Source organism: Rhizobium sp. FG96, assembly GCF_057808655.1.
Genome location: NZ_JBMDIL010000011.1, coordinates 107723 through 121460, shown reverse-complemented (window position 1 = coordinate 121460; position 13738 = coordinate 107723). Strand labels below are relative to the sequence as shown.

Here is a 13738-nt window from a genome sequence, read left to right as displayed (position 1 = left end):
CCGCCAGACCCTGGCGGCAGTGCAGTGCCACATTTCGCAGTTGACCCTGCGGCAGGCTGACAAATATATCCGCACTGCGCCTCCGGCATCCCCGCCGGTCCAGAAGTCACGCCGATAATCATCCTTCGATCGCTCTCGCGGTGCCTGCCGATCGGCAAAGAAGATATCGTTGATGCCGTTCAAAGCCCTTGCCAGCTTCCTACCTTCGAAGGCGAGCCTGCCCCGATGGGCAATCCTGCTTGCTCTCTCCGTCATCCTGGTTCTCGGCCTGGAAATGCTCGGCCTGCCGGCATCGTTGCTGATCGGTCCGATGGTCGCGGCGATCGTCGTGGCGCTGACCGCATCGAAGACGCAGCTGCGCGTGCCCCGCTGGCCGCTGCTCTTCGGGCAGGCGCTGGTCGGCTTCCTGATGGCACGCGCCATCACCGTCGATATCGTCAAGACCATGGCCGATGATGCCCTGCTCTTCCTGTCGCTGATCTTCGCGATCATCGCCGCTGCCGGCCTGCTTGGTTACGTGCTGACCAAACTGCAGGTGCTGCCGGGCACCACTGCCGTCTGGGGTTCCTCCCCCGGCGCCGCGGCGGCGATGACCATCATGTCCGAGAGCTACGGCGCCGATGCCCGCCTCGTCGCCTTCATGCAATATCTGCGCGTCGTCTTCGTCGCCGTCGCCGCCTCTGTCGTCTCAACCCTCTGGACCAGCGCCGAGGGCGCAGAACCGCCGCCGCTGATCTTCTTTCCGCCGGTCGACTGGCCGGCCTTTGCCGCAACGATCGCGCTGACCGGCTTCTGCGCCTATGGCGCCGCGCGCTTGCGCATCCAGGGCGGCACGATCATCCTGCCGCTGATCATCGGCTCGACGCTGCAGGGACTGGGTCTTTTGACGATCGAGCTGCCGCTCTGGCTGCTTGCCATCAGTTATGCCCTGATCGGCTGGAGCATCGGCCTGCGCTTCACGCCGGGTATCATGGCGCACGCCGCCCGCGCCCTGCCCCGCGTCGCAGCTTCGATCCTGACGCTAATGTCGATCTGCGGCCTGATGGCCTTTGCGCTCCACAAGCTTGCCGGCGTCGATCCGCTGACGGCCTATCTGGCAACCAGCCCCGGCGGCGCCGATTCGGTCGCCATCATCGCCGCATCGAGCGATGTCGACATGCCCTTCGTCATGGCGATGCAGGTCGGGCGCTTCCTGGTCATCCTGCTGACCGGCCCGATGCTCGCCCGTTTCATCGCCAGGAAGAGCGGCCTGGCGATGAGCCGCGTCTGAGCGCCGCCCACTGCCCGGGCGTCATGCCATAGGCCTTCTTGAAATGCCGGTTGAAATGGCTCTGGTCGGCAAAGCCGGTCGCAAAGGCGATCTCCGGCAGCTTCTCGCCTTCGATGATCAGCGCCCTTGCCTGCTGCAGCCGCCGCATCAGCAGATAGCGGTGCGGACTGGTGGCAAAGGCCGCGCGGAAATGCCGTGACAGCGTGAAACGGTCGAGACCGGTCACGACTTCCAGCTCTTCGGAATGAACGGCGCGCGTCGCATGCGCCTCGAGATAGTCACGCGCCTTGCGCGCCTGCCGCCAGGCAAGCTTGCCGATCGGTTTCACCGGTGCACTCGCCCGCCTTGCCAGACCGCCGGCCACCTCCGTCAGGAAATCGTCGACGAACAGACCGTCGAGTTCGCCATCGAGATCGCTGAGCGCCCCAAGCAGCACATTGGCAAGCGCCGCATCGCCGAACACGGGCTCGCCGACGAAGGGCAACCCCATCTTCTCCGCATCCAGACATTCGGCGACCAGCGCCGGCTCGATATAGAGCATCCGGTATTGCAGCCCGTCCTCGGTGCCCGCCCCGCCGTCATGCTCCTCGTCGGGATGCAGCACGATCACCTGGCCGGGCATGCTGAAACGCTTCTCACCGCGATAGCTGAAAGTCTGGACACCCTTCAGCGTCACGCCGATCGCATAGGTGTCGTGGCGGTGCGGCTCGAAGGCATTGCCGGAGAATTGCGCCTCGATGCGCTCGATGCCCGGAAAGGCAGGCGCAGTCAGGATTCCGTCCGCGCCTGATGGCGCGCACAAACGTTCAAGACCCTGGAAGAGAGTTGAATTTACATCCTGACTCAATGCCACCTCGCACTCACGAAGAGACCTGGAATGTTTGATACCAAAATTGCGATCGTCCTGCGAAACAATCTTGCCTCCTGGCAGACGCTGAATGTCACGGCCTTCCTGATGAGCGGCATCGCCGGGCAGAATCCCGATATCATCGGCGAAGCCTATAAGGACAAGGCGGGCAATCTCTATAATGCCCTTTCCGTCCAGCCGATCATCGTCCTGTCGGCCGACGACGCGACCATTGCCGCCGTTCACCGCCGCTCGCTGGAGCGCGGCATCGCTACGTCGATCTTCATCGAGGAAATGTTTGCGACCGGCCACGATGCCGCCAACCGCGAGGTCTTCGCGCAATTTGCCCCAGACGATGCCAAGGTCGTCGGCATCGCCATGCGCGCCGACAAGAAGATCGTTGACAAGATCACCAAGGGCGCCAGGATGCATGCCTGAACGAAAACGGCCGGGCATTGGCCCGGCAGCTTTGAATGCCCATGCGAGGATGGATCAGCCCTGGGTAACCGGAGCGATCTGGATTTCGACGCGGCGGTTCTGCGAGCGCCCTGCTTCCGTCGCGTTGGACGCAATCGGCTGCGATGGGCCGAAGCCGACGGCCGACACGCGGCGCTGGTCGATACCCTGGCCGCCGAGATAATCGGCAACCGACAGGGCACGGCGCTGCGACAGATCTTGGTTATGCTGCAGGCTGCCGGTCGAGTCCGTGTGGCCGTTGACGTCGATGAGCGTGCGGTTGAACTTGCGCAGCACGATCGCGACGGAATTCAGCGTCTGATAGAAGCCCGGCTTCACCGCATCCTGGTCGACGTCGAAGGTAATGTTCGACGGCATGTTGAGGATGATGTTGTCGCCGTTGCGGGTGACGGAAATGCCGGTGCCTTCGAGCTGCTGGCGAAGCTCGGCTTCCTGCTGGTCCATGTAGTTGCCGATCGCGCCGCCGGCGAGCGCGCCGATACCGGCGCCGATCAGGGCCGCGTTGCGCGCACCATGGCCGCGTCCGCCGAGAGCAGCACCTGCGAGCGCGCCGCCAACGGCGCCAAGCATCGCGCCGCCTGCCGTGTTCGACATCTTCTGCTCGCCTGTATAGGGATCGGTCGTCGTGCAGGCGCTCAGATAGGTGGCGGCAAGCGCCAGGACTATGAATTTCTTGATCATTGGCAGAAGGCTCTCCGTTCGAAGCTGACCCGAGCAAATATTAAGGAATGCGGCAACAAGATGAAACGTGCACATCCGATACCGTAAAATCCGGCAAATGCACACGGCGCGCGGCAGACTGTGCCCGGATATCACCAGCTTTGCGGCGATCCGCAAACGCGAAAACGCCCGGGAGAGCCCGGGCGATTCGTTTTGGAGAACAGCGATCAGATATTCTGGAAGAGCTGGGTGATAGTGTTGTAGCTCGCATTGGCGATCTGCAGTGACTGGATGCCGAGCTGCCGCTGCGTCTGCAGCGCCGCCAGCCGGCCGCTCTCCTCCTCCATGTCGGCATCGACGAGGCGGCCGATGCCGGACGTGTAGGAATCCGTCAGCGATTTGGCGAAGTCGTTCTGCAGGTCGATGCGCTTTTCCAGTGCACCGAAGGACGAACCTACGGTGGTCATCTGCTTCAGGGCCGCATCGGTGACGCTGATCATGTCCTTGAGATCGTCGGCTGACGTATTGGCATCGAGACCGATCTCGACCTGGTCGGTCGTATCGCCTTCCTTGCTGAAGATCATCACATAGTTCTGCGCAGCGCCGAGTTCGGTCGCATAGTGATCGGTCGTCAGCGCACCGTATTCGCCGGTGCCGCCGGCGCGGTCATCGACCATGTAGCGCGCATCAGCAGAGGTCGTGACACCGGTCGAGGGAACGTCGATGTGATAGGTGAGCGTCGAGACCTTGACCGAGCCGTCGTCGCCGCGAATGAAGGCCGCTGGGATCTCCTTCGGCTTCGTCGGATCGTCCTCGTCGGTCAGCTGTACCCAGTTGTCGCCGTTGAAGCTCGCGGCTTCGGACACCGAACGCAGCTGCGACTTGAGCTGAGTAATCTCGTCATTGATCTTGGTCTTGTCGACGCCCTCTTCGGTTGCCGCCACCAGCTTGGATTTGATGGTGGAGACGATCTCGATGGCGCTGGAAACGGCCGTATAGGCAACGCCCATCGTCGCCGCCGCGATGCCGAGTGCATCCTGGATCGCGCCGTTCGCCTTGTTATCGGTGCGAACGGTGGTGGCGATCGCCCAATACGCACCGTTATCCTGCGCCTTGGCGACGCGAAGACCGGTGGAGACATGATTTTGCGTTGTGGTCAAACTACGGTTGGTCTCGCGCAAAATATGCAGCGCCGCATCAACCGATGTGCGTTGAAAGATACTCACAGAACTCGAACTCCGAACACAACTATACGCAACTAACTGACATGACCGGGTCCGCGAAACGTCATGTTCGGGCGCTGGGATCAGCGGAAGAAAAGCACCTCCAAAAACGCTGGAGGCATTGATCGGTCACGGCGCGATCATTGCCGTTTATACTTAAAAAACGGCTAACTTTCAGAAGTGATTCACGCTGTTTTACAATTCTTCGTTGACCATAAAAAACGCCGCCGGAAATCCGGCGGCGTCCCTTGAAAACATAGCAAAAACGCTTATTCGGCAGCCTGCAGCTGCTCCGCATCCGGCACCACCTTGGGCCGCGTCGCATGCGACATTTCCTCGTGCAGCCGGGCCTCTTCATGGGCATGCGGCTTGGCGAAGCGGGCAATCAGCAGGTAGGCGACGGGCGTGATGAACAGCGTCACCAGGGTCGCAAACCCGAGACCGCCGACAATCACCCAGCCGAGCGCCACACGGGCTTCGGCACCCGCCCCATGCGCAAAGACCAGCGGAACGCCCCCAAGAATGGTCGCGATCATTGTCATCATCACCGGGCGCAGGCGAAGCTCGCAGGCCCGCTCGATGGCTTCGCGCACCTCGACGCCGTGGTCGCGCAGCTGGTTTGCGAACTCGACGATCAGAATGCCGTTCTTCGCCATGACGCCGACAAGCAGCACCAGACCGATCTGGCTGTAGATGTTGAGGCTCGACCCTGTGATGATCAGCGCAAACACCGCGCAGGCAAGACCGAGCGGCACCGTCGACATGATGATCAGCGACGACAGCACGCTTTCGAACTGTGCCGCCAGAACCAGGAAGATGATGACGATCGCGAAGCCGAAGGTCAGCGCCATGCCGCTGGAATTCTCTTCCAGCGTCGCAGCTTCGGCGAGCGGCAGCAGCCGGGCGCCTGAGGGCAGCAGCGGCTCTGCAAGCTGTGTCACCTGATGCACCGCATCGCCGAGCGACATGCCGTCCTTGAGACCGGCGGTGATTGCCACTGAGGCCAGCTGTGATTCACGGTTCAGCTGCGGCGCAACCGATCCTTCCTTCAGCGAAGCGATGACCGACATCGGCACGATCTTGCCGTCCCCCGTTTTCAGGAAGACGTTTTCGAGATCGGTCGGATCGTCGATCGGCCGCGTCGTCGAGGTCAGCAGCACAGGATAGGATTCACCGTCGACGAAGACATCGACCACCGAGCGCCCTTCCAGCAGCGACTGGATCGCCGTCGAAAGTCCGGTGATATCGATGCCGAGATCGGAAGCCCGTTCGCGGTCGATCGACACCGAAACCTGGGCCTGCGTCGGCTCATTGGTCAGTCGTGGCGTATCGAACTGGCCGGTGGCGTCGAGTGCCTGGACCAGCTTCAGCGCCGCGGCCGTCAGATCTTCGTAATTGTTGCCGATCAGCGCCATCTGCAGGCCGTTGCCTGCCCCGCGGATGCGCAGGCTGTTCGAGGAGATCGCGTTGCCACGCAGCGCCGGAACACGCGATGCCGCCCGGTTGATGTCCTGGACGATTTCCGCCTGGGTCCGCTCACGCTCGCCCCAGGGCGCCAGCGTCAGCACCATGAAGCCGCTATTGGCCTGGCCACCCTGTCCCGAAATCGAGAAGACGTTCTGGATGTCGCCGCTATCGACCAGCGGCTGCAGATACTCTTCGACGAGCTGCATCTTGTCGCGGGTATATTCAAGGCTGGAGCCCTGCGGCGAGGTCAGACGCATCATCACCATGGCGCGGTCTTCATTCGGCGTCAGCTCGCTCTTGACCGTCGAGAAGGCGAGCAGTGCAGCGCCCCCGAACAGCAGCGAAACGATGATGACGACGAGCGGCGCATTGAGGCAGCGCTGCAGCCCCCACTTATAGGCGGTGGCAAACAGGTTGCCGAAGCGACCGAGCGCCCCGTGATCCTCACGCATCGGCTTTGTCAGCATGCGCGATGCGAGCATCGGACAAAGCGTCAAAGCCACGAGCGAGGACAGCCCCACCGAGAAGGCCAGCACGAAGCCGAATTCACGGAACAGACCGCCGACCTGACCGGGCAGGAAGGAAAGCGGGATGAAGACGGCAGCGAGTGTCGCCGTCGTTGCGATGACGGCGAAGAACACTTCGCGGGTGCCGAGCACCGCGGCCGCACGCGGCCCCATGCCCTCGGCCCTTCGCCGCACGATGTTTTCGAGCACGACGATAGCGTCGTCGACGACGAGACCGGTCGCCAGGACGATGGCGAGCAGCGTCAGGATGTTGATCGAGAAGCCGACCATGTAGATCGCCGCCAGCGTGCCGATCAGCGCCACCGGCATGCTGACCGCCGGGATCAGCGTCGCCCGCCAGTCCCGCAGGAAGAGATAGATGACGGCGGTGACGATCACGGCGGCGAGGATCAGCGCCAGCTCGACCTCATGGATCGCGCCCTGGATGAACACGGCATCGTCGCTGGTGATCGCGATCTTGGTACCCTCGGGCAGCGTCTTCGACAACTGCTCGACGGCGGCATGCACGCCGGCCGAGATATTCAGCGTGTTCGACTGCGCCTGACGGATGATGCCGAGACCGATGCCCGGGTTGCCGTTGGAGCGCAGCGCCGTTTCGCCGTCCCGCGGGCCGAGCGTCACGGTCGCGACGTCCCCGAGCCGGACACGGTCCTGCAGGATGACGTTCTGGAAATCCTCGGGCTTCTGCAGGTTGGCGGTGGCGCGCACCACGATATCCTGCGTCGTGCTCTTCAGCGATCCCGCGGGCACATCGAGCGCCGCATTGCTGAGCGCCTGCGTCAGGTCGCCGATCGTCAGCCCACGGCTTGCCAGCGCGCTCTGATCGACATCGACGCGGAAGACCTTTTCCTGATCGCCATACTCCTCGACATCGGCAACGCCATCGACTGATGCCAGGCGGTCGACGATCTCGTTCTCGACGAGCAGCGTCAGGTCGTCCATGTTGAGATTGCTGGAGGTGACAGCCAGACGCATGATCGCCTGCGAATCCGAGTCCGCCTTGACGATCTGTGGTGCGTCGGCGTCGTCAGGCAGGTTCTGCGTGATCCGGCCGATCGCATCGCGCACGTCGTTAGCGGCCACGGCGAGATCGACGGAATCGGAGAATTCCAGCGTCACGCGGCTCTGGCCGAACTGCGATTGCGACGAGATGGATTTCAGGCCGCTGACGCGGGCAACCGCGCCTTCGATCACCTTCGTCAGCTCCTGGTCGATCGTCTGCGGCGACGCACCGTCGAAGGTGGTGCGCACGGTGACGACAGGGCGATCGACGTCAGGCAGTTCGCGCACCTCGATGCCGACATAGGCAGCAAGGCCGGCGACCACCATCAATGTGTTGAAGACCAGCGCCAGAATGGGCCGGCGCACGAAGAGAGCGGTGAAACTCTGCTTGCCGGAGGCGCGGTCGTGGATCTCGGTCACGCTCATTGGGTCGCCACTCCATTATTGGAAGCAACCTCATTGGCCGTCCGCACAGCCCCGCCTTCTCGGATACGCTGCAGGCCCTGGGTGATGATCGCGTCGCCATCCTTGATATCGGCCTTGACGAGAACGTAATCCGGATTGCGCTGGACGATGCTGACGCGCACCTTGTGCGACTTGTTGTCGAGCGCCTGCCAGACGAACGACCCCTGCGAATCCCACTGTACTGCGAGCGGATTGACCGCCGGATATTTGTCGCCCGGGAATTTCATGCCGACATTGAAGGACATGCCGGCGCGCAGCTCGTCCGACGCGTTATCGATACGGGCCCGGATGCGCAGCGTACGGCTGGCGGAATCGATGCGGTTGTCGACCGCTTCCACCTCACCGGAAAACACCTGTCCGGGACGGGCAACCGACGTCGCCTCGACCGGCTGGCCGACGGAAACCGTATTGGCAAATCGCTCCGGCACCCAGAAATCGACGAGGATCTCGCTGCGGTCGTCGAGCGTGACGATCGGCGTCGTGGTCGTGACATTGTCGCCGATATTGACCGGGACGATGCCGACGATGCCGTCGATCGGTGCGGTGATATCGCGGCGCGTCAGATTGAGATCGGCGGCCTGCAGCTGCAGGCGTGCGCCCTGCTCGGCAATCTCGGCATCGAATACATCCATGCGCGACACGCTGGATTTGATATTGTGATAGAGGTTAGACTTCTCGAGTGCCGCCTTCAGCGCCACTTCGGCCTGGCCTTTGGCAATCACCTGCTCTTCACTGTCGAGCTTGGCAATCACCTGACCGGCCTTCACCTTGTCGCCCGACTTGATGAGGATCTCGCGGATCGTGCCGGTCGCCTGCGGCGTGACCGCAACCGAGCGGATGGCATCACCGGTGCCGATGGCGCTCAGCCGGTCGTTGACGACACCCTGGACGACATCCTGCGTGACGACGAGAACCGCGCCATTGCCGCCGCGTCCGCCGCCATTGCGGCGATTGCCGCCCTCTGCAGCAGGAGCCGTCGCATCAGCCGTCTTCGCAGACGGCGCAATCCTGGAAACGAGGCTCTCGGGAACCCCGGCATTTTTCAAACTATCCGCCGCACCGGGCGCAAAAAATATCCATCCGGCAAAACCGGCAACAATAACAACTATAGAAAGAACAAACTGCTTCCAAAAAGCCATTCACGTCTCCAGAGGGACTCGAGGTTGGACCAGGGTCGGTCGAAAGAGGCGTACTGGGGCAAAGATTCCCGCCTGACTGCGGCAATATCACCCCTTTACAAACCGGCTTCAAGCGTATCCATCCGTCATTACAGAATTGTAATCTGGACGAGGTCCGGAAAGTGGCGATGCAAGTCACTTTTGCTTGAGAAGCGCAGCTTTTTGAAGAATTTTACGGCCCGCTTCTTTAGCGATGCCAGAAAAGCGCAGTAGAAGACGCAGATTTCTCTCAATCCCCCGCCACCCGGAGGACCGATGCGCCCCGCCCTTCCCTTCCTTCTGAGCTTCACCGGCGGCTATGTCGACACCGCCGGTTTCCTGGGGCTCGGCGGTCTCTTCACCGCCCATGTCACCGGCAATTTCGTGACGCTCGGCGCGGCCCTCGCTTCGGGCACCTCGGGCATCATCGCCAAGCTTCTGGCGCTGCCGGTCTTCTGCCTCACCATTTTCCTGCTGCGCTACGTCATGCGCCGCAGCGTCAGCAACAATGACCTTAGCCTGCGCATCATGCTGATCCTCAAGCTGCTGTTCCTGACGGCAGGTGCGGTACTGGCGATCCGCCTCGGCCCATTCGCCGATCCCGATGGGCTGCCGCTGGTCGCGACGGGTATGCTCCTGGTCACCGCCATGGCGATCCAGAACGCCGTCCACCGCATCTACCTCTCATCCGCTCCGCCGACCACACTGATGACCGGTACGACGACGCAGATCATGATCGACCTTGCCGATGTCGCCCAGGGCGCGACGGGCGATCCCGAAAAGCCGGTGAAAACCCGTCTCTCGAAGATGGCGCTCGCCGTTGCCGCCTTCGCACTCGGCTGCGGGCTGGCCGCACTCTCTTATATCGTCGCGGGCGTCTGGTGTTTCGCACTTCCGCCGCTGCTGGCGCTGGCCTCGGTGACGCTCGCCTTCCGCCCGGAGAAAACCCCATAAAAGCCTGGGGTACGGAAGCAGAACATCTTTTCTGGTCTTTCGGTACCGAATCACTACATTACGCGGCATGAGCAATAGTTTCGACGACATCCCCTTCTTCGACGAAGAGCCGCAGGCGCCGCGCAAACCAGCTGCTGGCGCTCCGGCAGCGGGCGGCCTGGCAGCCCGCGCCATGGCAGCGCGCGATGGCGGAAGACGCCCGGATTATCTCTCCGGCCTCAACCCGGAACAGACCGACGCCGTCGAAACGCTTGAAGGCCCCGTCCTCGTTCTCGCAGGCGCCGGCACCGGCAAGACCCGCGTGCTGACGACGCGCATCGCCCATATCCTCAATACCAACCGCGCCTTCCCCTCGCAGATCCTCGCCGTCACCTTCACCAACAAGGCGGCCCGCGAGATGAAGGAACGTATCGCCGTTCTCGTGGGCGGCGCGGTCGAAGGCATGCCCTGGCTCGGCACCTTCCACTCGATCGGCGTCAAGCTGCTGCGCCGCCATGCCGAGCTCGTCGGCCTGCGCTCGGATTTCACCATTCTCGATACCGACGACGTCGTGCGTCTCATCAAGCAGCTGATCCAGGCCGAAGGGCTCGACGACAAGCGCTGGCCGGCCAAACAGTTCGCCGGGATGATCGACACCTGGAAGAACAAGGGCCTCGGCCCTGCCGACATCCCGGAAGGCGATGCCCGCGCTTTTGCAAACGGCCGGGGCCGCGAACTCTACTTCGCCTATCAGAACCGCCTGTCGACGCTGAACGCCTGCGATTTCGGCGACCTGCTGATGCATCCGATCGCGATCTTCCGCAAGAACCCGGATTTGTTGAAGGAATATCACGGCCGCTTCCGCTACATCCTCGTCGACGAGTATCAGGACACCAACACCGCCCAGTATATGTGGCTGCGGCTTCTCGCTCAGCGGCCGAAGGGCGAGCCGCAGAATGTCTGCTGCGTCGGCGACGACGACCAGTCGATCTATGGCTGGCGCGGCGCCGAAGTCGACAACATCCTGCGCTTCGAGAAGGACTTTCCGGGCGCCAAGGTCATCAAGCTCGAGCGTAACTACCGCTCGACGGCCCATATTCTCGGTGCCGCCGCGCACCTGATCACCCACAATGAAGGCCGCCTCGGCAAGACGCTGTTCACCGACCGCTCCGATCCCGAAGACGTCAAGGTGCAGGTTCATGCCTCCTGGGATTCCGAAGAGGAAGCCCGCGCCATCGGCGAAGAGATCGAGCAGCTCCAGCGCGACAAGCATAAGCTGAACGACATGGCGATCCTGGTGCGCGCCTCGTTCCAGATGCGCGAGTTCGAAGACCGCTTCGTGACACTCGGCCTCAACTACCGCGTCATCGGCGGCCCGCGCTTCTACGAGCGCCTCGAAATCCGCGACGCCATGGCCTATTTCCGCCTCGTCGCCCAGCCGGCCGACGATCTCGCCTTCGAGCGCATCATCAACACCCCGAAGCGCGGCCTCGGCGATACCACGGTGCGCGCGCTGCACGACTATGCCCGCGCCCGCGACATCCCGATGCTGGCGGCCGCCGCCGACATCATCGAAACGGACGAACTGAAACCGAAGGCGCGCAAGGCGCTCTTCGACGTCATCCAGTCCTTCCGCCGCTGGCAGGGACTGCTGGAGAACACCCCGCATACAGAACTTGCCGAGACGATCCTCGAAGAGTCGGGCTACACCGACATGTGGAAGAACGACAAGACGGCCGAAGCGCCAGGTCGCCTCGACAACCTCAAGGAACTGATCCGCTCGATGGATAGCTTCGAGTCGCTGCGTGGCTTCCTTGAGCATGTCTCGCTGGTCATGGATGCCGAGCAGAACGAAGACCTCGACGCGGTCTCGATCATGACGCTGCATTCGGCCAAGGGCCTCGAATTCGACACCGTCTTCCTGCCCGGCTGGGAGGAAGGCCTCTTCCCGCATCAGCGCTCGCTCGACGAAAGCGGCCGCGCTGGTCTCGAGGAGGAACGCCGCCTCGCCTATGTCGGCATCACCCGCGCCAAGCGCCGCTGCCACATCTGGTTCGTCTCCAACCGCCGCATCCACGGCCTCTGGCAATCGACGATCCCGTCGCGCTTCCTCGACGAACTGCCGGAAACGCATGTCGAAGTCGCCGAGACCGAGCAGAGCTACGGCGGTTATGGCCGCGGTGGCTACGGCCAGTCCCGCTTCGACAAGGCCGACCCCTTCCAAAATTCCTATTCGACGCCCGGCTGGAAGCGCGCCCAGCAGAACAAAACCGACGCCACCCGCGACAACTGGGGCACCCGCTCCGGCCACGCCGTCGAACGCATTGGCTATGGCGAAAGCGGCCCGCGCGGCCGCACCATCGAAGGCGAACTCGTCGCCAAATCCACCTCCGCCGAACCCTCGAAGTTCAAGACCGGAGACCGCGTCTTCCACATGAAGTTCGGCAACGGCAACATCGTCGGTATCGAAGGCAACAAGCTGACGATCGATTTCGACCGGGCCGGGCAGAAGCGGGTGCTGGACGGGTTTGTGGAGCGGGTTTAGGCCACCACCTAACAAAGTTTGTTAGATATTGCTTGCCGTGCTATGGTCACGCCCATGAAAAGCACGAACATGCGAACCCTTACCGTCTCGCTGACACCTCAACAGGCCGCGCGACTGCAAAGCGCCGTCGACAGCGGCAGCTATGCATCGAACAGCGAGGTTGTCCGCGACGCACTGCGGTTATGGGAACAGCGCGAAGACGTCCGCGCCCTCGAACTGGACCGGCTCAAGCAAGCCTATCATGACGGGAAAAACAGCGGAGAAGACGAAGACGTCGATCCCGCAGCGTTCTTGAAGGGCCTGAAGGCGGAACGCTCCGCACGTGGCTAGCTACAGGCTGACGCCCAGAGCACAGAACGATCTCCGCGAGATATGGCACGATATCGCCGTGCATAACGAAGCCGCTGCCGATCAGCTCATTGTCCGTCTCTTCGACAAATTCGAACTCGCCGCGGCGCATCCCGAAATAGGGCCTTCCCGCCCCGAGCTCAGCGAGACCGCCCGCCTTCTCATTGAGGGCCACTATATCGCGATCTACGAGCCCACGTCCTACGGCGTCCTCATTATCGCCATCGTCCACGGAAAGCGCGATCCTGCGCATTGGCTGGACGAAGCCTGACTTCACCCCAGCATCTGCATCGACCCTAGCCCCAGAATATCGTTGAGCAGCGCAATCCCCATCCCCAGCGCCACGATCACCAGCCCGATCAGAAACAGCCGCCGCGAGCGGTCGTAGTTGGCGGCGATCAGCGAGTCGCGCGCCAGCAGATCGGCGAAGACCTTCACCTGGATGGCGATGCCGACGGTGAGGAAGGCCATGGGGAGGATGTCGATGCGGCTCCAGTCGTTGGGGTTGGAGACCCAGCGGCTGATGAAGTTCAGGGAAAAGCCGAGGATGATCCCGGCCGCCGTCAGCGAGCCGTTCCGGAATGTCGAGTCGATCTTCTCTTCTGGACCGGGCTCTGCCACCGCTTTCCCTCCCGATGACGGTCACCCCAAGAAAGGCAGAAATGGCGCGCTTCTGCAAGGGCTTACGCAGGGCATAGGGCAAGGCTTCACGCCGCGATGGACCTTATGTGAGCCGGTGTCACCCATTCGTGACTTCGTCTGCCGCCCCTCCTCCCGCATACTGCCCGTGGGCTGGATAAGGAGGACGCAGATGAAA

General features: G+C 62.5%; 12 protein-coding genes. 6 read left to right on the top strand and 6 right to left on the bottom strand.

What is annotated here, in order from left to right; all coding sequences use genetic code 11:
* The first annotated feature begins 172 nt into the window (after positions 1-172).
* Positions 173-1270, top strand: coding sequence for an AbrB family transcriptional regulator (locus ACODR6_RS21565; RefSeq protein ID WP_112715401.1), 1098 nt, complete (start codon positions 173-175; stop codon positions 1268-1270).
* Here ACODR6_RS21565 and ACODR6_RS21560 read toward each other — a convergent pair.
* Positions 1230-2117, bottom strand: coding sequence for an AraC family transcriptional regulator (locus ACODR6_RS21560; RefSeq protein ID WP_413709759.1), 888 nt, complete (start codon positions 2115-2117; stop codon positions 1230-1232). The two genes, ACODR6_RS21565 and ACODR6_RS21560, sit on opposite strands and share 41 nt — an antisense overlap.
* 30 nt (positions 2118-2147) lie before the next feature.
* On the opposite strand from ACODR6_RS21560, the gene ACODR6_RS21555 reads away from it, so the two are divergent.
* A complete protein-coding gene (locus ACODR6_RS21555; protein ID WP_112715405.1) occupies positions 2148-2555 on the top strand; it encodes a DUF2000 family protein in 408 nt (135 codons plus the stop codon).
* Positions 2556-2609: 54 nt separating this feature from the next.
* On the opposite strand, the gene ACODR6_RS21550 is transcribed toward ACODR6_RS21555, so the two are convergent.
* The 4 genes from ACODR6_RS21550 to ACODR6_RS21535 all read right to left on the bottom strand — a co-directional run bounded on the left by ACODR6_RS21550 (position 2610) and on the right by ACODR6_RS21535 (position 9077).
* Complete coding sequence (locus tag ACODR6_RS21550) at positions 2610-3275, bottom strand: YiaD family glycine zipper/OmpA-like lipoprotein (RefSeq protein WP_112715407.1); 666 nt, start codon at positions 3273-3275, stop codon at positions 2610-2612.
* Positions 3276-3481: 206 nt separating this feature from the next.
* Entirely contained in the window at positions 3482-4480 is a 999-nt protein-coding gene (locus tag ACODR6_RS21545) for a flagellin N-terminal helical domain-containing protein (RefSeq protein WP_489024355.1), read from the bottom strand.
* Positions 4481-4746: 266 nt separating this feature from the next.
* On the bottom strand, positions 4747-7899 hold the full coding sequence (locus ACODR6_RS21540) for an efflux RND transporter permease subunit (RefSeq protein ID WP_449097269.1): 3153 nt from the start codon (positions 7897-7899) through the stop codon (positions 4747-4749).
* Positions 7896-9077, bottom strand: a complete 1182-nt coding sequence (locus tag ACODR6_RS21535; protein ID WP_449097270.1) for an efflux RND transporter periplasmic adaptor subunit — start codon at positions 9075-9077, stop codon at positions 7896-7898. The genes ACODR6_RS21540 and ACODR6_RS21535 overlap by 4 nt, the downstream gene beginning before the upstream one ends.
* A 294-nt stretch (positions 9078-9371) precedes the next feature.
* On the opposite strand from ACODR6_RS21535, the gene ACODR6_RS21530 reads away from it, so the two are divergent.
* The 4 genes from ACODR6_RS21530 (at position 9372) to ACODR6_RS21515 (ending at position 13192) form a co-directional block, all read left to right on the top strand.
* Positions 9372-10049: a YoaK family protein gene (locus ACODR6_RS21530; protein ID WP_489024352.1), complete on the top strand. Its 678-nt coding sequence runs from the start codon at positions 9372-9374 to the stop codon at positions 10047-10049.
* A 67-nt stretch (positions 10050-10116) separates the two neighbouring features.
* Positions 10117-12573, top strand: coding sequence for a UvrD-helicase domain-containing protein (locus tag ACODR6_RS21525; RefSeq protein ID WP_112715418.1), 2457 nt, complete (start codon positions 10117-10119; stop codon positions 12571-12573).
* 69 nt (positions 12574-12642) lie between these two features.
* Complete coding sequence (locus tag ACODR6_RS21520; RefSeq protein ID WP_489024557.1) at positions 12643-12903, top strand: type II toxin-antitoxin system ParD family antitoxin; 261 nt, start codon at positions 12643-12645, stop codon at positions 12901-12903.
* On the top strand, positions 12896-13192 hold the full coding sequence (locus ACODR6_RS21515; protein ID WP_489024350.1) for a type II toxin-antitoxin system RelE/ParE family toxin: 297 nt from the start codon (positions 12896-12898) through the stop codon (positions 13190-13192). The genes ACODR6_RS21520 and ACODR6_RS21515 overlap by 8 nt, the downstream gene beginning before the upstream one ends.
* A gap of 2 nt (positions 13193-13194) precedes the next feature.
* On the opposite strand, the gene ACODR6_RS21510 is transcribed toward ACODR6_RS21515, so the two are convergent.
* Positions 13195-13542, bottom strand: a complete 348-nt coding sequence (locus ACODR6_RS21510) for a hypothetical protein (protein WP_130278011.1) — start codon at positions 13540-13542, stop codon at positions 13195-13197.
* Positions 13543-13738: the final 196 nt, after the last annotated feature.